Raw genomic sequence first — 24,149 nt, 5'->3', positions numbered from 1 at the left:
TTTTAGATAGGGAATTTTTCAGATTTGGTCATATCAGCGATGCTTGTATCCAAAATTGGTAGCATACTGTCGCGGACATTAATCAATAATTTACGGATTCCACAAGTTCCCTCATCTGTGCAGTCTGCACATTTTTCATAAAAATTCAATGATGCACAAGGTAACATTGCTACTGGTCCGTCAACGATTCTGATGACATCAAGAACTTTTATATCAGCAGGGTCTTTCATAAAAGTGTAACCACCTTCAGCTCCTCTTTCGCTTTTGAGGATTTTGTTTTGCTTCAGTTCACGCAGGATTTGTTCCAAAAATTTGAGCGGAATACGTTCGTTCTCCGATATTTTTTTAGCGGAAAATAATGAAGCATTGTTTGTCCTGTTGAGGAAAAGCAAAGTTTTGATAGCGTATTTGACTCTTTTTGAAAGCATTTTGTAAAAATAATCAAAATTTTATATTTTGAAAATATATTTATCATCAATAAAAAACCGCCTCACTAATGAGACGGTTTGTATAAATTTTATAATCCTGATTAAGGAAATGTAACTCCAGAATAAGAATTTGGACTAATCATGGGTAGATTAGATTTGTATTTAGTATTGATTGCTTTTAAAAATTCATTAGCAATAATTCCGTACCCTCTTCCAGTTGGGTGTACACCATCTAGAGAGAATGCGCCACCTGTTACAAATGTAGCATTGTACTTTACACCATCCCATTGGATTCCAGATGCAGAATTTAATTCAATCATTTTAGCTCTTGCGTCTATGAAAGCAAGTCCGTAAGAATCAGCAAATCCTTTTATAGCAGTATTGTAAGCTGTTGTTGCGGTAGATATGTTTGTTACTTCCGTAGCAGTTAAAGAAAATTGATCTTGTAATGGGAAAGAAGCTCCGTAAATAAATTGAGATGTTGCTGTTGGAGCCGCATTAGTAAAAGCGTCTAACCCTAAAACTTTGGAAGCTGGTAATAAAATCAGTTCTCCCTCTTTTGCCTGTCTAGCTTTACCAAAAGCATTTCCTAGAATTGCTGCTTGAGTTGCAGGGATATTGTTGGCAGCAAATCCAGCAGTATAATATGGTGAAAGATCAGTTAAAGTATTGTCAATTATTATCACAGGATTTTGCCCTACTTTTGCTAAGTTAAATCTGGAGGGTGCAACGGTATTAAGTAATTTGTATAAACTGGCGTTCAAAGCTTGAACCTTAGTTGCATCTAATGCAATTGTATTATAAGGTATTCTAGTAAAGTAAGGAATGGATGTTACATCAGGAATGTTTCCAATTGCCCCTTTTGTACTTCCTACACTTTTAAGACCATCGAGCACCCCTTTTATAGCTTGTTGTAAAACAGCTGGATTTGTAATGTCATTTGCCTTATAAGTTGCAGGATTTGCAGTTGCAGGCTGAACGACTGCTGGAGTGTATGTTACTACATTACCTACGGTAGAAGAATTCATACCTCCATTTGTAGCATAAGAAAGTATATCATTTGCTCCAATCCACAGAGAGAAAAATGTCGGCTTTTGAGCCATTGCATCTGCTAAAACTGACGTTGTTGCTGATGAAGCAAATCTTACAAAATAAGGGTTTGCTGCACCAACTTGTAAGTTCGCTGCACTTCCGTAGCCAGGAGCAACCAAATGAAATGATTTTGCCCCAGGAACGCCCATGTTTTGATAAGGTCCACCTGATGAAATATTATCTAGCGCTGCTGCTGCATCGGATTGTTCTGGAGATAGCGCTCCATTTACAACTTTTAATGTGTATTTTCCTCCAAATCCAGGCAGACCAACAAATCCTCCTGTGTTATTTGGCATCATAGGTTGTTTAAACTCACCACCACCTGCAAGTTTCATTTGAGCTGCCAACATACTTGGGTAAGATTCATTTTGTCCATCAATGTATAGTGCGCCATCTCTGTATCCGGACGTGAGAGAATTACCTAAAGAAACATATTTTGAGAAATCAGCTTCACCAGAAGTAATAACAATATCTTCTGTACTATTTTCAAAATCTGACTGACAACTTACCGCAAATAAAAGCGTTGCTGCTAAGGTTGATATATATAATTTTTTCATAATAGATTCAATTTTTAAAATGCGTTGTAAGATAATCCTAGCCCAAAATAGAATACATCAGCTTTTGCTTGTCCTGCAAAGTTGTAATATTTATTATTAAAAGTTCTGCTTTTCGGCATTGCATAAGCTCCTGAAATGTCTACTCCAAGTTTGTTGAATTTTAGACCAATACCTCCAGTAATAACATAATTGTCAAAAGATGGTGTTTCTGGGATGAAATCCTTATCTGCATAAGGAGACTGATCATAGTACCAGCCTAATCTTCCTGCAATCATATCATTGAATGCATATTGTGTTCCTACACGTACACTTGATGTATTTTTAAAGTTCTTAGGTGTTACATTGATTGTTGGATCGTTGGGCTGATTACCAGCAGGTGCATTCTCGAAATCTAATGTTAGCTTGCTGTATCTTTCCCATCCGTGATAGTTATAATCTGCAGACAATGACCATTTTGGAGTAACCTTATAGGTTAAACCAACTGTATATTCATCAACCAAAGGTAGAGTCGCCTTAAAATTGTCAACGCCGCCAGTACTTACTAAATTTAAATTTGAGTAAAGAGATGAAGGAACCATAAATGTTGCTTTTCCTTTCTTAGCTTTCATGTCAACGGGAGAACGATAAGCGACACTTACATCCCATTTATTATCGGGTTGAAAATAGAATCCAAATCCAAATCCATGACCTTTTGCCTCGTCGTCTAATAAGTTTAATTGACCACCATAAGCCGTTAAAGCTTTTGTCCAATCTACTTTTCCTGTTGCATAGATATAACTCGCTCCAAAAGATGCCCAAGGTGCAAGCTTTACAGAAACCATTGGTTGCCAGAAGAAACTTTTCAATTCCAGTTTCTGAACCATTTCTTTTCCTTCCCAGCTGCTTGGCCATTCGATAGTACTTCCAAAAGGGGTTGATAAACTAAAACCTACAGAGACATTGTCAAGAACTTTGTATGCAATTGCTGCATAAATGGGTGTTCCCAATGGATTATCTGTTTCGGTTTGTTGCAGAGTACTAGTATTTTGATATGTAATCTGATTTGATACTCCAAAACCTCCTGCTACTACACTCAGTTTTGAAGGAATGAAAGAAATCCCTGCTGGGTTGAAGAACGCAACACTTGCATCCTCTGCGTGAGCACTGGTGTGAGCCATCGCCAGCTGTTTAACACCCTGTAGAGATACTCGGAAACCTCCTGCGTATGTCATTACTCCGGCTGCTAGTGCCATTGATATTAAAATTCGTTTCATATAATTATTATTAATGTTCCAAATTTATAATTATTTTAATAACAATTGAAAAAAAACATAAAAAATGTTAAACATTGCTATTCGTAGAATAATTGTTTAAGTTAATGTGTATTTTATATATTTGAAAATTAGATGATTAAATTGTTTTCAGTGTTTTTTATAAATTTAGTTTAACTTTAAACAATGCAGTGTAAATCATAATAAATCACTAAATTGTAATTTGATTATATATTAATGATAGGCTCGTTTTTTTGATTAATTGTTAATATTAATTGAGTATTAACTTAAAATTAACAAAAAAATATTTTTAAAAGATATTATCGTTAAGCTTAAATAAAAATTATATTAACTTTGCAATCAGACATAAAAAAATAAAATATGAGTTGTGGATGTAAAACATCCGGCGATTCTTCCCATTCTTGCGGCACCAAGTCCGCTAATGGGTGTAGTAGTGTAGATACCTGCGGGAATAGTTATAAATTAAGTGTTTTTGACTGGCTTTCTGATATTGATCCTTCAAAATCAAAAAGTTCTGAATATGTGGAAGTTCGTTTTAAAAACGATCGTAAATTCTATTATAAAAACGTCAACAACCTCCCTTTACATATTGGTAGCATCATTGCTGTAGAATCTAGTCCGGGTCACGATATAGGTGTAGTAAGTCTTGCTGGAGAATTGGTGAAAATCCAAATGAAAAAAAAGAATGTTCCAGAAGAGCACACCCTGAAAATTTATAGACTTGCCAATCAAAAAGATATTGAAACCTGGCAAGAACTTAGAAAAAAAGAAAATAATATCAAGATTGATGCACGTAAAATTGCTTATGGACTCAACCTTGAAATGAAAATAACAGATGTAGAATACCAAGGAGACGGATCTAAGGTCACTTTTTATTATACAGCGGATAACAGGATCGATTTCCGCCAGTTGATAAAAGAATATGCATCCAATTTTCGTACGAAGATTGATATGAAGCAGATTGGATTCCGTCAGGAGTCTGCAAAAGTCGGTGGAATTGGGTCTTGTGGAAGAGAATTGTGCTGTTCATCGTGGCTTACCGACTTCCGTTCTGTGAATACCAATGCGGCAAGATATCAGCAGTTGAGCATCAATCCTCAGAAATTGGCTGGACAATGTGGTAAACTGAAATGTTGTCTCAATTACGAATTGGATAGTTATCTGGATGTTCTTAGAGATTTTCCGTCATCTAGCACAGTTCTGAATACTGAGAAAGGAAGAGCTTTTTGTATCAAAATCGATGTTTTCAAAAAGAAAATGTGGTTTGCCTATGTAGAGAATTCTATGGCTTGGTATGATTTGGATATTTATGAAGTGAAGAAGTTGATTGCCATCAATAAAAATGGTGAAAAGGCACCTGCTTTGGAAGATCTGAAAGTTGTTGAAAATCCTTTGGTAACTTCGGATTTGATACAAGAAAATAGTGTGGATCGTTTTGAGAAAAAATTCAAAAAACCAAGAAGCGGTCAAAACAACAGAGACAGAAATCCGAAACAAGGTGATAACAGACCGGCGAAATCGCAGGATAATAAAAATCCTCGTCAGCCAGAAAACAGAAGTCGCTCTAACGAACAAAAGCCTGTAGAAAACAAATCTGTTGCTCCAAAGGGTCAGACGACTGATAATCAGCAAGCCTCAGACAATAAAAATCCGAAGCAGAATCATAACAAAAACCGCCAGAATGGGCAAAAGCCGGTAGAAAACAAATCGGTGGCTCCGAATGTCCAAGCAACCGATAATAATCAACCTCAGGAATATAAAACGCATAAAAAACCGTTCAAAAAACCGAAAAAGAAAACACCTCCTAAAAATGAAGGGAATGCTTAGATCACTTTTTGCTTTTGTTCTATTGATTTCACTCTTTGCTTGCGAGAACGGAGATGATAAAGTGTTGATTAATGATGTTGGTAACCAATGGAATAAAAAGAAAGTTCAACAGTTTGATTTTGATGTAAAAGATGCTCAGAATCAGAAAAATATCACATTTGTTGTTCGTAATAATAATGATTATCCTTACAGCAATCTTAGATTGATTGCGACTGTTGAACACAACAAAAAAGCAATTGCAACAGATACACTCAACTATGTTTTGGCAAAGCCAAACGGTGAGTGGCTGGGAACAGGATTTGGAGATACAAAGGAGACATTATTTCAATATAAGCTTAATTACAAATTCCCTCAAAACGGTAATTATTCTGTGAAAGTGGTGCAGGCAATGAGGAAAAATATCTTACCGGGAATAGAAGATTTAGGTATTAAAATTCAAAATTTAAAGCCATAATTTATTAATGGAAAATAAAAAAGCTGAAAATAAAACTTTCCCTCTGCCAGACAAGAGAAAAGCTAAATCGGGAATCCGAAAATGGATCAAATTCATTTGGATAGGATTTTTAGCAGCTGTGTTGGGTATATCGGGTTTATTCTTCGCCGTTTCTCAAGGTTTCGTAGGAGATATGCCGGATGTAAAGGAGTTGGAAAATCCTGATATTTATGTTGCTTCGGAAATTTATTCTTCCGATAATGTTTTGTTAGGAAAATTCGAGAAAGAAAAAACTAAGCCGGTAACTTATAAACAGTTGCCTCCATATTTGGTTTATGCACTGCAAGCTAAAGAAGATGAACGTTTTAAAGAACATTCTGGTATAGATTTGAAATCAATTCTTAGAGCGGTAAGATTTGGTGGAGAAAGAGGTGGAGGTTCTACCATTACACAACAGTTGGCGAAATTATTGTTTACAGGAAATGCTTCTCAGAATAAAATAGAAAGAGCATTTCAAAAGCTGAAAGAATGGTGTGTTGCGGTAAGTCTTGAAAAGCGTTATACGAAAGAAGAAATTGTTGCTCTATACTTTAACAAAATGGATTTCCTTTTCAATGCGAAAGGGATTGAGATGGCTTCCAGAGTTTATTTCAACAAATCTGTTAATCAATTGACTTTACCAGAAGCTGCAACTTTTGTAGCAATGTTAGAAGCGCCGAGAAGAAACAACCCATACAGAAATCCTGAAAGAGCAAAAACCAGAAGAGATGTTGTTCTGAAGCAAATGGTTGAGACTGGTTACATCGATCAATCTACTTATGAGCAGGCTGTAGCAACTCCGGTTGTAGTAGATTTCCACGAGATCAAAACAGTTGAAGAAGGATTTTCTTCTTATTACAAATTTTACTTAAGAAAAGAGATTCAGCAGTACTTAGAATCTTACGAAAAAGAAACTGGCAAAGAACTGAATCTTTATAAAAATGGATTGAAAATCTATGTGACTTTGGATTCCAGAATGCAAAAATATGCAGAGGAAGCTATCAAAGAACATTTGACCAATCTTCAGAAAAGTTTTGACGGCGAGATGAAACGTAATCCAAATCGTCCTTATTATAATCTTTCCAAAAGCCAAATCAATGGCTTGATGATGTCCGCAGTTAAAAGAACCGGACGCTACAAGCAATTGAAAGCTGAAGGTATGCCGGAAGATTCTATCATGATGGATTTCCATCAGCCTACAAAAATGACAAGGTTTACTTGGGAAGGCGAAGAGGAGGTAGAAATGTCGCCTTGGGATTCTATCCGTTATCACAAACAAATTGCACAGGCTGGATTGATGTCTATGGAACCTGCAACCGGTGATATCAAAGCTTGGGTTGGAGGGATTAACTGGCAACATTTCCAGTATGATCACGTGAAACAAGGGAAACGTCAGGTAGGATCTACTTTCAAACCTTTCGTATATGCCACTGCAATTATGCACCTTGGGATGACGCCTTGTTCTACAGTTTCCAACGCATCTTATTCCAAAGGAAGCTGGCACGTAAAAGGTGGAGGCGGAACGGTTACCATCAAAGAAGCGATTGCAAAATCCTTAAACCCTGTGGCAATCCGTTTAGCTGAAATGTCCGGAACGGAAAATGTCATCCAATTAGCAAGAGACTTGGGAGTAACAGATCCAATTGATAAAAGTTTACCAATGGCTCTCGGTACTTCGGATATTACGATTTACGAGATGTTAGGTGCTTACAGTACATTTGCGAATTTTGGAAATTATACAAAACCGGAAATGATTTGGAGGATCGAGGATGCCAACGGACGAGTAATCAAAGAAGTGAAGCCTGTTGTGAAGGAAGTAATGAACGAAATGTACGCTTACACAATGATCGACTTGATGAAAGGTGTGGCAGAATTCGGTACAGCTTCTGGAGAATTGAGAAGAAGAGGAATTCCTGCAAGTGTAGAAATTGCTGGTAAAACAGGTACAACGCAGAAAAACTCTGATGGTTGGTTTATGGGAATTGTTCCAAAACTGGCAACCGGAGTTTGGGTTGGCTGGGAAGACAGAGCAACACACTTCTGGAGTACAGGTGAAGGGCAAGGGGCTAAAATGGGACTTCCGATTTGGGCCATTTATATGAAGAAGGTTTTTGCAAATAAAGCTTTGAATATCCTGCCAGAAGATAAATTCATCAAACCGACCAATTGGACCGGAAGTTGTTCCGATCTCAATAATCTCAGAAATGGTTATGGTGATGATGGCGGATTGCAAACCATTGATGAACTGAAAAATCCTGTCAGAGAAGTTCCTGACAAGCCAGTGAAAAAAGAAGATCATTCTAATGAGGCTTTGAACTCAGGAGAAGATATTGATTTTAACAAATAAATAAATCCCGCAGCATTGCGGGATTTTTGATAAATGAATATAAAAAATATTACCCAAAAATTCACTAAAGTTTTTTCAGGAGATTTTTCTGGAAATCCCATGCAGAGACAAACACCAGATGTAATGTTCTGTACAGTAGAACCTGCTGATTTTGATCAAACTGAGTTAATTGATTTTAATGAAGAACTGTCTTTCGAAATTGGTTTGGGAAATTTAGAAAATGATAAAGATTTCTTAGCAGCGCAAAATCTTCCGGATAATGTTAGATCCTATGCAACAGCTTATGCAGGTCATCAGTTTGGAAATTGGGCAGGTCAATTGGGAGATGGAAGAGCAATCTATGCTGGCGAAATTCAAAACGGAAATCATCAAACCGAAATCCAATGGAAAGGAGCAGGAGCAACACCTTATTCCAGACACGCAGACGGAAGGGCAGTTTTGCGTTCCTCGATTCGGGAATATCTGATGAGTGAAGCGATGTTTCATCTTGGTGTTCCTACAACAAGGGCTTTGAGCCTTTCGAAAACTGGTGAAGATGTGATTCGTGATATACAATATTCCGGAAACCCGCAGAAAGAACAAGGTGCTGTTGTGGTAAGAACAGCTGAGTCGTTTCTCCGTTTCGGACATTTTGAATTGCTATCGGCGAGAAATCAAACTGACTTATTAAAAGAATTGGCTGATTATACAATTGAAAATTTTTATCCAGAAATCAATTCAGAAAATAATTCAAATAAATATATTGATTGGTTTCAGGCAATTTGCGACAGAACTTTGAATATGATAATCAATTGGTATCGCGTCGGGTTTGTTCACGGCGTGATGAATACCGATAATATGTCGATTCTAGGATTGACGATTGATTATGGACCTTACTCTATGATGGATGGTTATGATTTGGAATTCACGCCGAATACAACAGACTTGCCAGGAAAAAGATATGCTTTTGGAAAACAAGGGCAGATTTCTCATTGGAATTTGGCCGCTTTAGCGAACGCTATTTTTCCTTTGATTAATGATTCTGAAATTCTGGAAAAAATCCTGGACGATTACGGAAAACGCTTCTGGACAGAACATGATAAAATGTTAGCTGACAAATTTGGTTTCGATGAGGTTTTGCAGGAAGATGAACGGTTTTTTACCGGATGGCAACAACTGATGCAGGATTTGAATTTGGATTATACTTTATTTTTCCAAAGTCTTGAGAAACCAGCTTCAGAAATTAAAACTGATGATTTCTCAAATTCTTTTTACCGAAATCTAAATGAAAATGAACTGAAAAGACTTTCTAATTTTATCGAAAAATATCAGGAAAGAAAACTCAAAAATAAAATCTCAGAAAGAGAATCTTTAGCATTGATGTCCAAAACAAATCCGAAATTTATTTTAAGAAATTATCTGTTATTCGAAGCGATTCAAGATGCGGAAAATGGCGATTACAAAATGTTTTTCAAACTCAAAGAAGCTTTACGAAATCCTTATGAAAACCTCTTTCCGGAGTTCAATCAGAAACGTCCTTCAAAATATGATAATCAAACAGGTTGTAGTCAATTGTCTTGTAGTTCCTAATCTATATTTTGTATAAATGTTTGATAATTCATAAAAAACCCTTTCAGAGTTTCAAACTCTGAAAGGGTTTTCTTTATTTTTGCAGAAATATTGCAAACTTGAAAATCCTGAATAAAATTCTATCCATTCTGAAAATCATTTTTCCTTCAACTAAAGCAGAATTGTTGATTTTCCTATTTTTTGTCATTCTTTATGGCGCAAATGCGTGGTTCATTGCGGAGAATTTCCGAATCGTTTATGATGACAGAATTCCATGGGATGGGTATTTCAGTTTTGATAATAGAGCGATTGTGCAGACTGGAGGTGGTTTTGAAAGACATCCATTATCCAATTATTTTTTCGATTGCATCAGAGATTTTGCGTTATGGATTTCCGGAAATCGATATGATTCTGTTTTTAGGCTTGTTTTGTCATTATTTTCAACCGTTGTGATTTCTCTTGCCAATGTTCAAATCTTCAAATATCTCAATAATATTATTCAACTTCCATTGAAAATCAGCTTGTTGATTTTGGCTTTTTACGGATTGTTTGTGACGAATATTTTGTTGAGTTTCACGCCAGAAACTTATACTTACACTTTATTGTTTCTTTCAATTTTCAATTATTATTCAGCAAGAAAAATTCAGGAAGAAAAAGCAATTTCATTTGGAGCAACGATTTTCGGTTCTGTTTTCATCGGTGGATTGACGATTACCAATATTATTAAAGTTTATATTCCGTTCTTGTTTGAGAAAAAAATCTTCTGGAACTGGAAAAAAATCGGAATGGCGGTGGCGAAAATTGCGACTTCAGTTGTTGTTTTTGTATTCCTTTTTATGCTGAGACTGAATTTTAACTTCCAGAATTTCCTCAACAAAACCGAAGAACAATATGACAAATTCTCTCAGCCAAAAGTGACACCACTTTGGGATATGATTTACTCTTGGTTTTTTGGCGGGAATATTTTGTTTTCGAATTACGAAATCCGAGACTATCATAACAAAGACAAAACGTTTTATTACAAAGCTTTGTTTATGGATGTTTATACATCAGCGGTTCCATATATTTTCATAGCGCTTGTTTTAGTAATGATGACTTGGAGTGTTTTCAAAAACTATAAAAACAAATTGGTTTGGATTCTTGTAATTACATTTTTATTTGATGTTTTGGTTCATTGCATTTTGAAATTCGGACTTCATACGTCTTATATTTATGGTGGGCATTTCGTGTTTGTATATCCACTTTTGCTCGGTTGGCTGTTCTTTAGTTTTAGGGAAAAAGCAATGATAACGAGTTTAATTTTCGGAATGCTTTTGATAATGACCGTTTACATTGGCGTCAATAATTTTTATCGAATCACAGAGTTTTACCAATTTCTGGAAACTTACTACAGATAAAAATCGCCTTCGGAAATCCGAAGGCGATTTTGTTATTTTTTATCTAATTTATTTTTATTTAGCTTCCACACAAAAGACGGCGTAAGGAATGACTCTTGCGGAAGGATAAACCTTTTTTATATTCCGAAGATCGTCGGATGCGCTTTGTGTCGAGAAATAACTTCCTGCCAGTATTTTATAATTAGGTCTTAAAGAAGCATCTGTTTCTACTTTTAGATTTCTAAAGTTACCTCGGAATTCTGTAGCAATTTTTCTGGCTTCATCATTACTTTTTACAATTACCACCTGGATTTTGAAACCCATAATTTTTGGATTCTTTCTGCAAATCTCAGCATTTGTAAGTTCTCTGCTAGCGACAAGAACTTTTGTCGGAGTTTTTACAGGAGCACCTACATTACGGTCGCATTTGTCCTCTATCTTTTCCAAAGCATCATTTACACGTTCATCCAGTGAGAAAGAAAGTTCAGTTCCCGATAAAGTATCTTTTTTTACAACATATTGAGCATCAATTTGGTAAAAACAAAATAGAGCTGAGAAGATGAAAAGCTTAAGCAGATGGTTCATTTAAAAATTATTTTTTACAAATTTAGAATAAATTGAATGAAACGCAAACTCTGTTATTTAGAACGTTTACAAATTAATTAGAATTGACAAAAACCATCCGATAAGGTCGTCTTAATTTTTGTTAAAGTGCTATTTTTGCGGAATTGAATGTAAACTCAATAAATTTTACTAACCCAAGATTATATAAATGATTAGTTGGAGAAAGCATTACAAAAAGGGTCTGATAGCAATTGGTCTATTGTTGTCAACCGGCGCTTCCGTTTATGCACAAGGTGATCCGAAAAAGGGACAGGAGCTTTTCAAGGCAAACTGTACTGCTTGTCACGCATTGGACAAAAAAGTTGTAGGACCTGCACTTGGCGGTGTTGTTGAAAAAGTTAAAAAAGACGGTCAGGATGTTGATTGGCTTCATAAATGGATCAGCAATAATGAGAAGCTTAGAGCATCTGGTGATGCATACGCAAACAAAATCTATGAAGAAAATGGAAAGGTTGCGATGCAGGTATTCGAAGGGAAACTTTCTGATCAGGATATCGATGATATCTTAGAATACACCACCAATCCTCCAAAAGAAGAGCCGGCAGCAGAAGCTGAGGGCGCAACAGCAGTAGATACTACTGCATCTATCGAAGCGGCAAAAGCTCAACAATTGAATTCTAAAATTATGATTGCTGCACTGATCGCAATCGCAGGATTATTGTTCTGGTTGTTGCTTAAAATTCGTCAATTAGTAAAAATCCAACAGTCTCCAGAGTTATCAGAACTTAATTCTACAAGAGTTGTTTCTTTCTCTGCTTTATATGAGAAGTATAGTTTTGTAGGAAAAGGTATCGTTGGTTTGCTAGCGTTATTCGCTGCTTATGGTGTTTGGAACTGGTTGATGTGGGTTGGTGTTTATAAAGGATACGCTCCTGAACAACCAATTTACTTCTCTCACAAGATCCACGCCGGAGAAAATAAAATCGACTGTCAGCTTTGTCACTCAGGTGCTAAGTATGGTAAAGTTTCCGAGATTCCTTCTCTTAACGTTTGTATGAACTGTCACAGATCTATTTCTGAGTATAAAGGTAAATACATCGAGCCAGGAAAAGACAGAGAATTCTACACAAGTCAAATCAAAACGCTTTACGCACACGTAGGTTGGGATGAGTCTAAACAAGCTTATACTGGTAAAACAGAACCGGTAGAGTGGACAAGAATTCACAATATGCCAGACTTCGTATATTTCAATCACTCACAACACGTTGTAGCTGGTGAGCAGGCAATTATCAATAGCTTCAACGCTAAGCAAAAAGATGCCTCAAACAAAATTGATGTCGTTTGTAAAGCTTGTCACGGTAAAATTGATACAATGAACGTGGTTCAGATGGCTAACAACTTCACAATGGGTTGGTGTATCGATTGTCACAGAACTACAGAAGTAGATATGAACAACGGTTATAATAAAGAATACTTCAAAAATTTGCATGATAAGTTGAAAAAACAATATGGTGAAGGAAGCAAGATCACTGTAGATGCAATTGGAGGTCTTGAGTGTGGTAAATGTCATTATTAATAACAAAATTAGAAGTATAAATGGCTTCAAATAAAATACAATTCAGAAGTATTCACGAACTAAAAGATCCAACTTTGAATGGAAAGTTGGCTGCTAAAGAGTTCCAGAATGAAATTCCGGTTGAAGAATTCTTAGACGATTCTAGTAAAGAAGGAACTTCTCGTAGAGATTTTCTTAAGTTGCTGGGATTCTCTACAGCTGCTGTAACTTTGGCAGCTTGTGAAGCTCCGGTTATCAAAACAATTCCTTATGTGGTTAAACCACACGATATTATTCCAGGGATTCCTAATTTCTATGCGTCTTCCTATTTTGATGGTTTCGATTTCTCTAGCGTTTTAGTTAAAACAAGAGAAGGTCGTCCTATCAGAATCGATCCTAATCCTGCTGCGGGTTCTCTTGGAACAACCAATGCAAGAGCTCAGGCAAGTGTTCTTTCTCTTTATGATAATGATAAAGTGAAAAAACCAGCTTTGAATGGTGATGAGCAAGAAGATTTCAATAAAGTTGATGATTTTATCCTAAAAGGTTTAACAGAATCTCAGGCTGGCGGAAAAAAGATTGTAGTATTATCTCACTCTTTCCCAAGTCCAACTTTCAAAAAGTTGTTTGGAGATTTCAAAGCAAAATATCCTTCAGCTGAATTAGTAACTTATGATGCAATTCCTTACGCAGCAGCATTAGATGCAGCTCAGGAAGTTTTCGGACAAAGAGCATTACCGGTTTACGATCTTAGCACTTCTCAGTTAGTTGTTTCTTTCAATGCAGATTTCCTGGGAGATTATAATGCTTCTAGCTTAGAAGTTTCTTATGCTGCAGCTAGAAAACCAGGTCCTGATATGTTAAGGCATATTCAAGTTGAATCAAACCTTAGTTTGACTGGTGCTAACTCAGATTCAAGATACAGATTGAAGCCAAGTGCAGTTTTCAAAACTTTGGTTGAAGTTTATAATGGATTAAATGGAGGACCTTCTGATAAAGTAGCTTCTGAAATCGTTAAAGAACTTCAGGCAAAAGGAGATAAAGCAGTTGTTTTGGCAGATGGTTCAAAAGCAGCTTATGTTTTAGCTCACTTAATCAATCAAAAATTAGGATCCAAAGCTTTCACTGGTAAAGCTAATTTCCTTAAAGAATATGACAACGCAAGATTCAATGAATTTTTATCTTGGTTGAATGGAGGACAAGTTGGTGTTCTTATTACTAATAATATCAACCCAATCTACTCTCACGCAAAAGGACAATCTTTAAAAGCAGCGATTGAAAAAGTTTCTTACTCTGTAGCCATTACAGATAAGAAAAATGATATCTATAAAGCTTCTAAAGCAGTTATTCCTTTCGCACACTGGCTAGAATCTTGGGGAGATATCACTCCGGAAACTGGAGCTTACTCTTTGATGCAGCCAACAATCCAAAAAATCTACAAATCCAGACAGCTTGAAGAATCTATCTTAGTTTGGATCAACGGAAAAAATAGTCCTGCTAACAATTACTACGATTATCTTAAGGCTAATGCTTTAACACTTAATGCTGGTAAAACTTTCAATAAAACACTTTATAATGGTTTTACAGAAGGTGGAATTTCTACAGGATTAGCTTATTCTGGTGGAAATGCAGCTCAAGCTGTTGCTGAATTATCAGCTTTCAAAGCAGGTCAATTAGAATTACAACTTTATACTAAGTCAGCAATAGGAGACGGAACACAATCTAACAACCCTTGGTTGATGGAAATGCCGGATCCAATCTCTAGACTATCTTGGGATAACTACCTGACGATTTCTCCAAAAGATGCAAAAGCTTTGGGTCTTGAGAATAAGCTTAATGCGAGAATGCAGTTGGACGGAGATACTGTTAAATTAACAGTAAATGGTGTTACTCTTGAGAATGTTCCAGTATTTATTCAGCCAGGTCAGGCAGAGGGTTCATTAGGATTGGCGCTTGGTTATGGTAAAAAAGATTCTGGTAAAGTAGCTGATACAGGTGTTAATGCTTATCCATTATTCGATGGTTACAATACAGTTCTTACGAATGTAAAAATTGAAAAAACAGGAGAAGATTATGAATTTGCAGGGATGCAGCTTCAAAATACATTGATGGGTCGTTATGAGATCGCTAAAGAAGTTACCTTGGACGATTTCATCAACAAACCAGTAGATGAGTGGAACAAACCTTTGGCAATGCACACAATTGGAGGTGAACTTCCAATTGGTAAAATTGACCTTTGGGATTCTTTTGATGATACAGATGGTCCTCACTTCAACTTATCAGTTGACCTTAACTCGTGTACTGGTTGTGGTGCTTGTGTTATTGCTTGTCAGGCTGAAAACAATGTTGCTGTTGTAGGTAAAGAAGAAATCAGAATGTCTAGAGATATGTATTGGTTAAGAATTGACCGTTACTATTCTACAGAACAAAAAGTTGAAGTTTACGAAGGTCTTAAAGAAGGAATGGCAGTGCCAGAACTTTACGGAAGTAGCCTTTTAGGAATTGAGGGAGCATTGGAAAATGCGGCTGAGAATCCAGATGTAATCTTCCAGCCGGTAATGTGTCAGCACTGTAACCACGCTCCTTGTGAGACTGTTTGTCCGGTTGCTGCAACATCTCATGGTAAGCAAGGTCAAAACCAAATGGCTTACAACAGATGTATCGGTACTAGATATTGTGCGAACAACTGTCCTTATAAAGTAAGAAGATTCAACTGGTTCAATTATGCATTGAATGACAAGTTTGACTTCAATATGAATAATGACCTTGGAAGAATGGTTCTTAACCCAGACGTTGTTACAAGAACAAGAGGGGTAATGGAGAAATGTTCATTGTGTATCCAAGAAACTCAGTTGACTATCCTGAATGCTAAAAAAGATGGCAGAAGAGTAACAGATGCAGAGTTCCAGGCTTCTTGTGCTTGTGCTGCTGCTTGTTCTACCGGCGCTATGAAATTTGGAGATATGAATGATGTAGATTCAGAAGTTCGTAGCTTGTTCAATAGCAACAGAAAATACACGTTGTTAGAAGAGATTGGTACAAAACCAAACGTATTCTATCACACAAAAATCAGAAACAGAAAAGAAAGTTTAAATAATAAATAGGTAAAAAATGTCAGGACATTACGAAGCTCCGATAAGGGAACCTTTAATTATTGGTCATAAGACTTATCACGATATCACAGAAGATATCGCAAGACCTATCGAAGAACGTGCAGGAAAATTATGGTGGGCATCATTGTATGCGGCTTTAGTTCTGTTCGTTTATGGATTCGGTTGTATCGCTTATACTGTGGGAACAGGTATCGGTGCGTGGGGACTTAACAGAACTATCAACTGGGGTTGGGATATTACTAACTTCGTATGGTGGGTAGGTATCGGTCACGCCGGAACATTGATCTCTGCTGTACTACTATTATTTAGACAAAGATGGAGAATGTCTGTTAACCGTTCTGCAGAAGCGATGACTATCTTCGCGGTTTGTCAGGCGGCTATCTTCCCGGTTATCCACATGGGTAGAGTTTGGGTTGGATATTGGGTTTTCCCTTTGCCTAACCAATTCGGTACACTTTGGACCAACTTCAACTCGCCGTTACTTTGGGACGTATTTGCAATCTCGACTTATTTCTCTGTATCAGTGGTATTCTGGTTTATGGGATTGATTCCTGACTTTGCAATGATTAGAGATAGAGCTAAAACGCCTTTCAATAAAAAGATTTATACACTTCTTGCTTTTGGATGGGGTGGAAAAGCAAAACACTGGCAAAGATTCGAAGAGCTATCTTTGGTTCTTGCAGGTTTAGCGACGCCACTTGTATTCTCGGTACACACGACCGTATCATTTGACTTTGCTACGTCGGTAATCAAAGGATGGCACTCAACAATCTATCCTCCATATTTCGTGGCTGGTGCGATCTTCTCAGGCTTTGCAATGGTACAAACACTATTGTTGGTAGCAAGAAAAGTTTGTCACCTTGAAGATTATATCACTATGTACCACATCGAGATTATGAATATCGTAATCGTTGTAACAGGTGGTATGGTAACTGTAGCTTACGCCACTGAATATTTTATCGGATGGTATTCTGGATCAAGATTTGAAGATTTTACTTATCTTTCTCCAGGAGCAGCAGTAGGGCCTTATTGGTGGGCATTCTGGGCATTGATTATCTGTAACTTGGTTGTACCGGCAGCGTTCTGGTTCAAAAAAGTTAGAACCAATATCTTCTGGACATTCATCATCGCATTGATTATCAACATCGGTATGTGGTTTGAGCGTTTTGATATTATCGTTATCAACTTGTCTAGAGATTATTTACCATCTTCTTGGACGATGTTTAAGCCAACTGTTATTGACGTTGGTGTATATCTTGGAACAATCGGTTTCTTCTCTGTATTATTCCTTTTATATGCGAGAACATTCCCTGTAATTGCACAGGCCGAATTGAAGAGTATTTTGAAAATTTCCGGTGAAACTTATAAAGCAAAAGAAGGAGATGAGCACCACTAAGATTATATATGGACTTTACGGCGACGACGATGATTTGATGCACGGCGTTAAAGCCTTTACTGATAAAGGAATATCTATAAACGAAGTTTATACGCCATTCCCTGTTCACGGACTTGACAAAGCTCTTGGATTAAAGAAAACTAGAATTTCTGACGCAGCATTTATCTATGCTTGTTATGGAGTTACCATCGGTATCACTTTGACAGCATATATTATGAATCACGACTGGCCACAGAATATTGGTGGTAAACCATCATTTGACTGGTTGCACAATATGCCGGCTTTCGTGGATCCAATGTTCGAATTGATGGTATTCTGTTCTGCTCACTTGATGTCATTGACTTTCTTGGTAAGAAACAAAATGTATCCTGGAGCAAAACCTCAGAATCCAGATCCAAGAACTACGGATGACAAGTTTATGATGGAGTTTGTGTCTGATGATGTTGAAACGATTAAACAACTGTTGATTGATACAGGTGTTGAAGAAATAACTGTTAAAGATGCCTAAGATGAAGAATAGTATATTAAAAATGACAGCAATCTTTGGTTTAACAACTGTGTTACTGAATTCTTGCGGTCCAAAAGATAATCCACCTTTGGTATATTTTCCAGATATGTATTTCCCGGTAGCTTACGATCCATTGATGAAAGCTAAGGATGCATATTCTGACCACGAAAATGAAATTCCTGCCTTTGTTTCTCGTAATGGCGCTACAGGTCTTTCACCAGTAGAAGGTTCTGTTGCACAAAACAGAGACGGAATTGTAAGTGAAGAAAGTCTGCCTAAAAATGTAGATGAATATAATGCAGGATATGATGCTTCAAAATTGATTACAGCTTCTCCTTTGGATCCTAAAAATCTTGAGAAAGATTTGGCAAGAGGAAAAGTATTGTTTGATCATACTTGTTCTGCTTGTCACGGTACAGGTGGAGATGGACAAGGACCAATTGTACAAAGCGGTGCTTATTCAGGAGTTCCAAACTATGCAGATAGAGATATCACAATAGGATCTGTACATTATGTTTTGACTAATGGTAGGAATGCAATGGGATCTTACGCAGGACAACTGAATGTGGGAGATAGATGGAGAGTAGCTTTATACGTTTATAATACTTTTAAAGCGCCAACTGCAACTGCAGCTCCGGCAGCCGCCGCTCCAGCTACGACAGAGAAAACTTCTACTGCTCCTGCAGCAGCTGAAGCTAAAACCAATGCTAAATAAAAAAAGAAGAAAATGTATAGTTTTTCACCTAAATTAAGATTATATTCAATTATACTCATTGTTGTAGGAGTTGTTTTATTCGGTATTGGTTATGCACTTAACCACGGATTGGATGATACTGCAATTTCTCATTGGATGGAATCTGTCCACTCAAAAGGTCACGAAGCGCCTACACATTCCAGTGAGTTAGTTGGTCCTCAGGATCACAATGCTCATCTGGAGCACGCAAAACATCAGATTCATAATCAGCCTTTGGCAGCTATTCACACATTTGCGGTATTTGCATTTGGAATTAGCTGTTGTGCATTATTCTTTTACAGTATCCAGCACGCAGCACACGCAGGTTGGTCTATTATTGTAACAAGAGTAATGGAAGCGATTGCTTCATTCATTCCTTACGGAGGAGCATTATTAGTAATTATAATGCTTTTGAATATCTCAGGATACGGACACCTTTTCCATTGGATGGATCCAGAATTGACAGATCCAAATTCTCCAGAATTTGATGTCATATTATTTGAAAAGAAAAGATTCCTTAATATTCCTTTTTATGCTATCAGAACTCTTATTTATGTATTAGGAGCAACATTTTTTGTTTTAAAATTAAAGAGTGTTTCTAAAAAAGTAGATGAGAACAAAGGAAACAGAAAGATCTACGCTAGTTTATATAGCTGGAGCGTTGGTTATATCGCATTCTTCGGGTTTGCTTCTGCAGCTTGGGCTTGGGATTGGTTGATGTCTATTGACCCTCACTGGTATTCTACGCTTTATATTTGGTATTCAATGGTTAGTTGTTTATCTACTTCTATTGCTGTAATGATTATCATCAGTGTTTATCTTAAGAAAAAAGGAGTTTATCCTCAGTTCAATAATAACCACCTTCACGATCTTGGTAAATTCTTATTTGCTACAAGTATGTTGTGGTCTTACCTTTGGTTCTGTCAGTTTATGCTTTATTGGTATGCTAACGTTCCAGAAGAGGTTAACTACTTCTTTGGTAGATTCGAATATTATGCACCGACATTCCTACCAATGTTGATTATCAATTTCTTGGCTCCGCTATTGGTTTTAGTAAGTAGTAGCATCAAGAGAAATTACAAAGTGGTTACATTTATGGCTTGTGTTGTAATTATTGGTCACGCCGTAGATTACTTCAATATGGTAATGCCGGGAACAGTTGGTCCATACTGGAACAATGCTTCAAACGCATTATTGGTATTAGGTTCATTTGTATTTGTGATTGGATTGTTTACGTTCACAGTAATGACAGCTTTATCAAAACTAAAATTGATGCCTACTGGAAACCCTTTCTTCCACGAATCAGAGATTTACGAATATCCTTTCTAATTAATTTTAGAATAGAACATATAAAACCCAGCAGCAATGTTGGGTTTTTTTATTAATTTTAAAGAAACAAAAGACAAATGATTCATAAGATCCCAATCGAAAATATACTTTTCCTCGACATTGAAACTGTTCCACAAATTGACACTTGGAATAACCTCGATCCCACAACACAATATCTTTGGGATAAGAAAACTAAATCTCAGAGAAAAGACGAAATCGAAGCTTCAGAATTCTATGAGCAACGAGCAGGAATTATGGCTGAATTTGGAATGATTATCTGTATTTCTATTGGAATGATTGACAGCAATACAGGAAAGCTTAAAATCAAAACTTATTCTGGGGAAGAGAAGGATTTATTAATTTCATTCTGCGAGTTATTCAACAGTCCTCGATTAAATAATGTTATTCTTTGTGCACATAATGGAAAAGAATTTGATTTTCCTTACATTGCAAGAAGGCTTTTAATTAATGGAATTCAACCACCAATCCCGTTTCAAATGTTTGGAAAAAAACCTTGGGAAATTCCTCATATCGATACGATGGAACTCTGGAAATTTGGAGATTGGAAAAGTTATGTTTCGCTGGAATTATTAGCTCATATCTTCGGAATTCCTACTCCAAAAGACGATATCGATGGAAGTATGGTTGCCGATATATACTACAAAGACGGTGATATAGACAGAATCATTCATTATTGTGAAAAAGATGTCTTAACTTTGGCGAATATTTTCAGGCGGATGCGTCAGGAAGATTTATTAAAAAGATTAGATTAAAATGAAATATACAGACGACCAAATTGCTGATATTGGGGAAGAAATAATTAAAGAACTTAAAACGGTTTTTGACCCTGAAATTCCGGTTGATATTTATGAATTAGGATTGGTTTACGATGTACAGATTTCTGATGAAGGTGAAGTTCTCGTGATAATGACATTAACTTCTCCGAATTGTCCGGTTGCAGAAACCCTTCCGGTAGAAGTAGAAGATAAAGTAAGAGGTGTGGAAGGTGTGAAATCAGCAAAAATCGAACTCACATTTGAACCAACTTGGACCAAAGAAATGATGAGTGAAGAAGCCAAGTTTGAACTTGGTATGTTATAAAAATAAATCCTGCTAAAAAGCAGGATTCATTTTTTAGTTTTTATATTCGAAAAGAAAAATTTTCTTGATGTCTTCGTTAAGACTTAGATAAACCGGACTATTTCTCACCGCATTTTCTAAAAATTCTTGTTCTTCCAAAGTGTAAGAATTAGGGAATTTGAAAACGCAGAAAATCTCACCAATTCTTCTTGGCTCATAATACATTGTCTTTTTCAGGTCGCAAGTTGCACCAGTAATATCAATATGTCTATCTTTTGCTAACACAACTAGGTGTGCAAAAACACTTTGCGCCAAAGCAGTTGCAAAAATATCTGTTGGAGAAAAGTGTTCTCGTACACTAAAGTCACTGGTAGGAATATATGAAGTGAAAACATCTCCAGAGCTTTCGTGTACAGAATCAATCCTATTCTCACCTACATAAGTCGTTTTTGAAGTCATAACTGCTAGTTTTTAATTATTTTTTCTGTAATAAATTTACATCATTTTTTTGAAATCCTGAATTTCAAATATGAATAATTATTAAAATATGATAAAATATATATGTTGGACAGTAAATTAAAAATGAAAAATATCTTTCGCCATATTGTAAGCACTTTCAAAATGAAGAAGATTCTGATGAATATCGATTTTCTCAGATGACATAAATGTAAAAACCTTTTCAGTCGGCATATTTCCCACCAAATCATCTTTCGCCATCGGACAACCGCCGATTCCTTTTATGGCACTGTCAAATCTTCTGCAGCCTTCATCATAAGCTGCTTTCAGTTTGATATAAGAATCCTCGTATCGGTTATGAAAATGAGCACCGAAATTAATGCTGGGATATTTTGCAGGAATTTTATTAAACAAAAGCGAAATCCTTTCCACATTGCCAACACCAGTAGTGTCGGATAAAAGAACATCTTTGATTCCAATTTCTTCAAAACGTTTTGCCCAAAAGTCCACATCTTCCCATTTCCAGCTTTCCCCATAAGGGTTTCCAAAAGCCATCGAAAAATACAGATTCAGTTGTTTGCCTTGAGATTTTGTAAGTTCTAAGATATTCACTACTTCGGTGAAAGCTTCTTCTCTGCTTTTATTGGTATTTCTGTGTTGGAAAGTTTCGGAGATGGAAAAAGGAAAACCCAGAATATCGATTTGCTCATGGCTCAAGGCTTTTTCGGCACCACGAAGATTCGCAACAACAACAGACAGTTTTGTGTTGGAAAGCGATTTGTCAATTTCGTCCACCACAATTCCGGAATCAGCCATTTGAGGCATAGTTTTCGGATTCACGAAGCTTCCGCAATCCAGGACATCAAAACGCACTTCCATCAGGCGGTTGATGTAATCTATTTTTTTCTGCGTGGGAATCATTTCTCCCCAGCCTTGCATCGCGTCACGTGGACACTCGGTTAAGAACATTTGTATCGTTTTTATAATTATTTGGGCAGCTTTATCCGCCTTCCGTTCCCGCTTTTTTCTTTTTTGATAAAAAGAAAAAGAGCTCCACTCAAGTCGGGCTGCTGTGATTCGACGTTCCAGTAATACTCATCGGCGCTCGCTTCGCTCGCGCGAACAAACATTCAAGACTTTGATAATTCACAACTTATCAATCATCAGATATTATTTGTCGTTCACTGCATAAATATATAACTTTGCGGAGATATAGCAAATTATATGGAAAACATCCAATTAGACGGTATTTGGAGAGAAAAACTCCTTAACAGATTCATCACATACATTAAGATATTTTCAACCAGCGACGCAGAAAGTGAGACTACACCTTCTACAGAAAGGCAGTGGGATATTGCCAATTACTTGTACAAAGAATTGCAGGATTTGGGATTGGAAGATGTGAGTATAGATGAAAAAGGATACGTTTTTGGATTTATTCCTTCTAATAAAGAAGAGAAAGTTCCACAAGTTGGATTCATTGCACATTACGATTCGTCTCCGGATTTCAACGGTGAGAATGTGAATCCACAGATTTGGGAAAATTATGACGGCGAAGACTTGTTACTGAATAAGGAAACCGGATTCATTTTGTCATCAACCAAATTTGAATCCTTAAAAAAGTATATCGGACAAACCATCATCACAACAGACGGAACAACATTGTTGAGTGCTGATGACAAAGCCGGTGTTGCAGAAATTGTAACAGCAGCCGAATTTCTTTTAACAAATCCTCAAATCAAACACGGCAGAATATCTATTGGATTCAATCCGGATGAAGAGATTGGAAGAGGCGCACATCACTTTGATGTAGAAAAATTTGGAGCTGAGTGGGCATATACAATGGACGGCGGAGAAATTGGGGAATTGGAATATGAAAACTTCAATGCTGCCGGAGCTGTGGTTAAAATCCACGGATTGTCTGTTCATCCAGGTTATTCTTTCGGTAAAATGCTGAATGCTGGTTTAGTGGCTTCAGAGTTCATCAATTCATTACCAGAAAATGAAACGCCTGCTACGACAAAAGGTTTTGAAGGGTTTTTCCATCTGACAGATTTCGAAGGCGATGTTTCAGAGGCTAAACTTCAATACATTATCCGTGACCACGATGACCAAAAATTTGAAGACAGAAAAAAACTGATTGCTGAAAAAGTTGAAGCAATCAACAAAAAGTATGGCGAGAAGACTGCTGAAATAGAAATCAAACAGCAATATCTCAATATGAAAAAGCTGTTCGAAGGCAAAATGCACATTATAGATATTGCAGAACAGGCAATGAAAGATTCCGGAATCGAGCCAAAAATCAAAGCAATTAGAGGGGGAACAGACGGTGCGCAGCTATCTTATATGGGATTGCCTTGTCCTAATATCTTTGCTGGTGGACATAACTTCCACGGACCTTACGAATTTGTACCTTTGGAAAGTATGTTGGCGGCTGTTAAAGTGATTGCAAATATTGCTCAATCGGTAAAATAATTTAATTTTAATTCAAATCAAT

At 36.7% G+C, this 24,149-nt stretch carries 20 protein-coding genes; 14 read left to right on the top strand and 6 right to left on the bottom strand.

Annotated features, from left to right (window positions below):
* Window positions 1–2: 2 nt before the first annotated feature.
* The 3 genes from BUR19_RS12455 to BUR19_RS12445 form a co-directional block, all read right to left on the bottom strand.
* Window positions 3–428 carry an RrF2 family transcriptional regulator gene (locus tag BUR19_RS12455; RefSeq protein WP_074235788.1) on the bottom strand — a complete coding sequence of 142 codons (426 nt, stop codon included), beginning with the start codon at window positions 426–428 and terminating at the stop codon, window positions 3–5.
* A 101-nt stretch (window positions 429–529) separates the two neighbouring features.
* Window positions 530–2,077 carry an SGNH/GDSL hydrolase family protein gene (locus BUR19_RS12450; RefSeq protein ID WP_074235787.1) on the bottom strand — a complete coding sequence of 516 codons (1,548 nt, stop codon included), beginning with the start codon at window positions 2,075–2,077 and terminating at the stop codon, window positions 530–532.
* A 14-nt stretch (window positions 2,078–2,091) separates the two neighbouring features.
* A complete protein-coding gene (locus BUR19_RS12445) occupies window positions 2,092–3,330 on the bottom strand; it encodes an OmpP1/FadL family transporter (RefSeq protein WP_074235786.1) in 1,239 nt (412 codons plus the stop codon).
* A gap of 378 nt (window positions 3,331–3,708) precedes the next feature.
* Between BUR19_RS12445 and BUR19_RS12440 the strand changes: the two genes are divergently transcribed.
* The 5 genes from BUR19_RS12440 (at window position 3,709) to BUR19_RS12420 (ending at window position 10,939) form a co-directional block, all read left to right on the top strand.
* Window positions 3,709–5,175 (top strand): PSP1 domain-containing protein, encoded by a 1,467-nt coding sequence (locus BUR19_RS12440; protein ID WP_074235785.1) that lies wholly within the window; start codon window positions 3,709–3,711, stop codon window positions 5,173–5,175.
* Window positions 5,168–5,629 carry a gliding motility lipoprotein GldH gene (locus BUR19_RS12435; RefSeq protein WP_074236476.1) on the top strand — a complete coding sequence of 154 codons (462 nt, stop codon included), beginning with the start codon at window positions 5,168–5,170 and terminating at the stop codon, window positions 5,627–5,629. The genes BUR19_RS12440 and BUR19_RS12435 overlap by 8 nt, the downstream gene beginning before the upstream one ends.
* Window positions 5,630–5,636: 7 nt before the next feature.
* Window positions 5,637–7,994: a penicillin-binding protein 1A gene (locus tag BUR19_RS12430; protein ID WP_074235784.1), complete on the top strand. Its 2,358-nt coding sequence runs from the start codon at window positions 5,637–5,639 to the stop codon at window positions 7,992–7,994.
* 33 nt (window positions 7,995–8,027) lie between these two features.
* Entirely contained in the window at window positions 8,028–9,563 is a 1,536-nt protein-coding gene (locus tag BUR19_RS12425) for a protein adenylyltransferase SelO (protein WP_074235783.1), read from the top strand.
* A 98-nt stretch (window positions 9,564–9,661) separates the two neighbouring features.
* Entirely contained in the window at window positions 9,662–10,939 is a 1,278-nt protein-coding gene (locus BUR19_RS12420) for a DUF6080 domain-containing protein (RefSeq protein ID WP_245799079.1), read from the top strand.
* Between the two features lie 54 nt (window positions 10,940–10,993).
* Here BUR19_RS12420 and BUR19_RS12415 read toward each other — a convergent pair whose 3' ends face one another.
* Window positions 10,994–11,503: a sporulation protein gene (locus BUR19_RS12415; RefSeq protein WP_074235782.1), complete on the bottom strand. Its 510-nt coding sequence runs from the start codon at window positions 11,501–11,503 to the stop codon at window positions 10,994–10,996.
* A gap of 187 nt (window positions 11,504–11,690) precedes the next feature.
* Between BUR19_RS12415 and BUR19_RS12410 the strand changes: the two genes are divergently transcribed.
* The 8 genes from BUR19_RS12410 to BUR19_RS12375 all read left to right on the top strand — a co-directional run bounded on the left by BUR19_RS12410 (window position 11,691) and on the right by BUR19_RS12375 (window position 21,217).
* A complete protein-coding gene (locus tag BUR19_RS12410; protein WP_074235781.1) occupies window positions 11,691–13,058 on the top strand; it encodes a c-type cytochrome in 1,368 nt (455 codons plus the stop codon).
* 20 nt (window positions 13,059–13,078) lie between these two features.
* A complete protein-coding gene (locus BUR19_RS12405) occupies window positions 13,079–16,141 on the top strand; it encodes a TAT-variant-translocated molybdopterin oxidoreductase (RefSeq protein WP_074235780.1) in 3,063 nt (1,020 codons plus the stop codon).
* 7 nt (window positions 16,142–16,148) lie between these two features.
* A complete protein-coding gene (gene nrfD / locus BUR19_RS12400; protein WP_074235779.1) occupies window positions 16,149–17,546 on the top strand; it encodes an NrfD/PsrC family molybdoenzyme membrane anchor subunit in 1,398 nt (465 codons plus the stop codon).
* Window positions 17,533–18,054: a DUF3341 domain-containing protein gene (locus BUR19_RS12395; protein WP_074235778.1), complete on the top strand. Its 522-nt coding sequence runs from the start codon at window positions 17,533–17,535 to the stop codon at window positions 18,052–18,054. Before nrfD ends, BUR19_RS12395 begins: the two co-directional genes overlap by 14 nt.
* The gene (locus tag BUR19_RS12390) at window positions 18,047–18,769 is read left to right on the top strand and encodes a c-type cytochrome (protein ID WP_074235777.1); all 723 of its coding nucleotides are present in this window, start codon (window positions 18,047–18,049) and stop codon (window positions 18,767–18,769) included. The genes BUR19_RS12395 and BUR19_RS12390 overlap by 8 nt, the downstream gene beginning before the upstream one ends.
* Before the next feature lie 12 nt (window positions 18,770–18,781).
* Complete coding sequence (locus BUR19_RS12385; RefSeq protein WP_074235776.1) at window positions 18,782–20,116, top strand: quinol:cytochrome C oxidoreductase; 1,335 nt, start codon at window positions 18,782–18,784, stop codon at window positions 20,114–20,116.
* Window positions 20,117–20,193: 77 nt separating this feature from the next.
* Window positions 20,194–20,889, top strand: a complete 696-nt coding sequence (locus BUR19_RS12380; RefSeq protein ID WP_074235775.1) for a 3'-5' exonuclease — start codon at window positions 20,194–20,196, stop codon at window positions 20,887–20,889.
* Window position 20,890: 1 nt separating this feature from the next.
* Complete coding sequence (locus tag BUR19_RS12375) at window positions 20,891–21,217, top strand: SUF system Fe-S cluster assembly protein (RefSeq protein WP_027383088.1); 327 nt, start codon at window positions 20,891–20,893, stop codon at window positions 21,215–21,217.
* A gap of 33 nt (window positions 21,218–21,250) precedes the next feature.
* Here BUR19_RS12375 and BUR19_RS12370 read toward each other — a convergent pair whose 3' ends face one another.
* Both BUR19_RS12370 and BUR19_RS12365 read right to left on the bottom strand, forming a co-directional pair.
* Entirely contained in the window at window positions 21,251–21,655 is a 405-nt protein-coding gene (locus BUR19_RS12370; RefSeq protein WP_074235774.1) for an OsmC family protein, read from the bottom strand.
* Window positions 21,656–21,772: 117 nt separating this feature from the next.
* Entirely contained in the window at window positions 21,773–22,621 is an 849-nt protein-coding gene (locus BUR19_RS12365) for a beta/alpha barrel domain-containing protein (RefSeq protein WP_074235773.1), read from the bottom strand.
* Window positions 22,622–22,876: 255 nt separating this feature from the next.
* Here BUR19_RS12365 and pepT point away from each other — a divergent pair, with 255 nt between their 5' ends.
* On the top strand, window positions 22,877–24,127 hold the full coding sequence (gene pepT / locus BUR19_RS12360; protein WP_074235772.1) for a peptidase T: 1,251 nt from the start codon (window positions 22,877–22,879) through the stop codon (window positions 24,125–24,127).
* The last annotated feature ends 22 nt before the right edge of the window (window positions 24,128–24,149 follow it).

The sequence above is a fragment of the Epilithonimonas zeae genome (genome assembly GCF_900141765.1).
In the GTDB taxonomy this organism is placed as follows: Bacteria; Bacteroidota; Bacteroidia; order Flavobacteriales; family Weeksellaceae; genus Epilithonimonas; species Epilithonimonas zeae.
Note: the sequence above shows the minus strand (reverse complement) of the source record. Positions and strands in the feature narration are given on the sequence as shown.

Bases quoted from the DNA above. Each gene is read 5' to 3' on its own strand.
- BUR19_RS12455 (WP_074235788.1), bottom strand. From the start codon at position 428: ATGCTTTCAAAAAGAGTCAAATACGCTATCAAAACTTTGCTTTTCCTC.
- BUR19_RS12450 (WP_074235787.1), bottom strand. From the start codon at position 2,077: ATGAAAAAATTATATATATCAACCTTAGCAGCAACGCTTTTATTTGCG.
- BUR19_RS12445 (WP_074235786.1), bottom strand. From the start codon at position 3,330: ATGAAACGAATTTTAATATCAATGGCACTAGCAGCCGGAGTAATGACA.
- BUR19_RS12440 (WP_074235785.1), top strand. From the start codon at position 3,709: ATGAGTTGTGGATGTAAAACATCCGGCGATTCTTCCCATTCTTGCGGC.
- BUR19_RS12435 (WP_074236476.1), top strand. From the start codon at position 5,168: ATGCTTAGATCACTTTTTGCTTTTGTTCTATTGATTTCACTCTTTGCT.
- BUR19_RS12430 (WP_074235784.1), top strand. From the start codon at position 5,637: ATGGAAAATAAAAAAGCTGAAAATAAAACTTTCCCTCTGCCAGACAAG.
- BUR19_RS12425 (WP_074235783.1), top strand. From the start codon at position 8,028: ATGAATATAAAAAATATTACCCAAAAATTCACTAAAGTTTTTTCAGGA.
- BUR19_RS12415 (WP_074235782.1), bottom strand. From the start codon at position 11,503: ATGAACCATCTGCTTAAGCTTTTCATCTTCTCAGCTCTATTTTGTTTT.
- BUR19_RS12410 (WP_074235781.1), top strand. From the start codon at position 11,691: ATGATTAGTTGGAGAAAGCATTACAAAAAGGGTCTGATAGCAATTGGT.
- BUR19_RS12405 (WP_074235780.1), top strand. From the start codon at position 13,079: ATGGCTTCAAATAAAATACAATTCAGAAGTATTCACGAACTAAAAGAT.
- nrfD (WP_074235779.1), top strand. From the start codon at position 16,149: ATGTCAGGACATTACGAAGCTCCGATAAGGGAACCTTTAATTATTGGT.
- BUR19_RS12395 (WP_074235778.1), top strand. From the start codon at position 17,533: ATGAGCACCACTAAGATTATATATGGACTTTACGGCGACGACGATGAT.
- BUR19_RS12390 (WP_074235777.1), top strand. From the start codon at position 18,047: ATGCCTAAGATGAAGAATAGTATATTAAAAATGACAGCAATCTTTGGT.
- BUR19_RS12385 (WP_074235776.1), top strand. From the start codon at position 18,782: ATGTATAGTTTTTCACCTAAATTAAGATTATATTCAATTATACTCATT.
- BUR19_RS12380 (WP_074235775.1), top strand. From the start codon at position 20,194: ATGATTCATAAGATCCCAATCGAAAATATACTTTTCCTCGACATTGAA.
- BUR19_RS12375 (WP_027383088.1), top strand. From the start codon at position 20,891: ATGAAATATACAGACGACCAAATTGCTGATATTGGGGAAGAAATAATT.
- BUR19_RS12370 (WP_074235774.1), bottom strand. From the start codon at position 21,655: ATGACTTCAAAAACGACTTATGTAGGTGAGAATAGGATTGATTCTGTA.
- BUR19_RS12365 (WP_074235773.1), bottom strand. From the start codon at position 22,621: ATGTTCTTAACCGAGTGTCCACGTGACGCGATGCAAGGCTGGGGAGAA.
- pepT (WP_074235772.1), top strand. From the start codon at position 22,877: ATGGAAAACATCCAATTAGACGGTATTTGGAGAGAAAAACTCCTTAAC.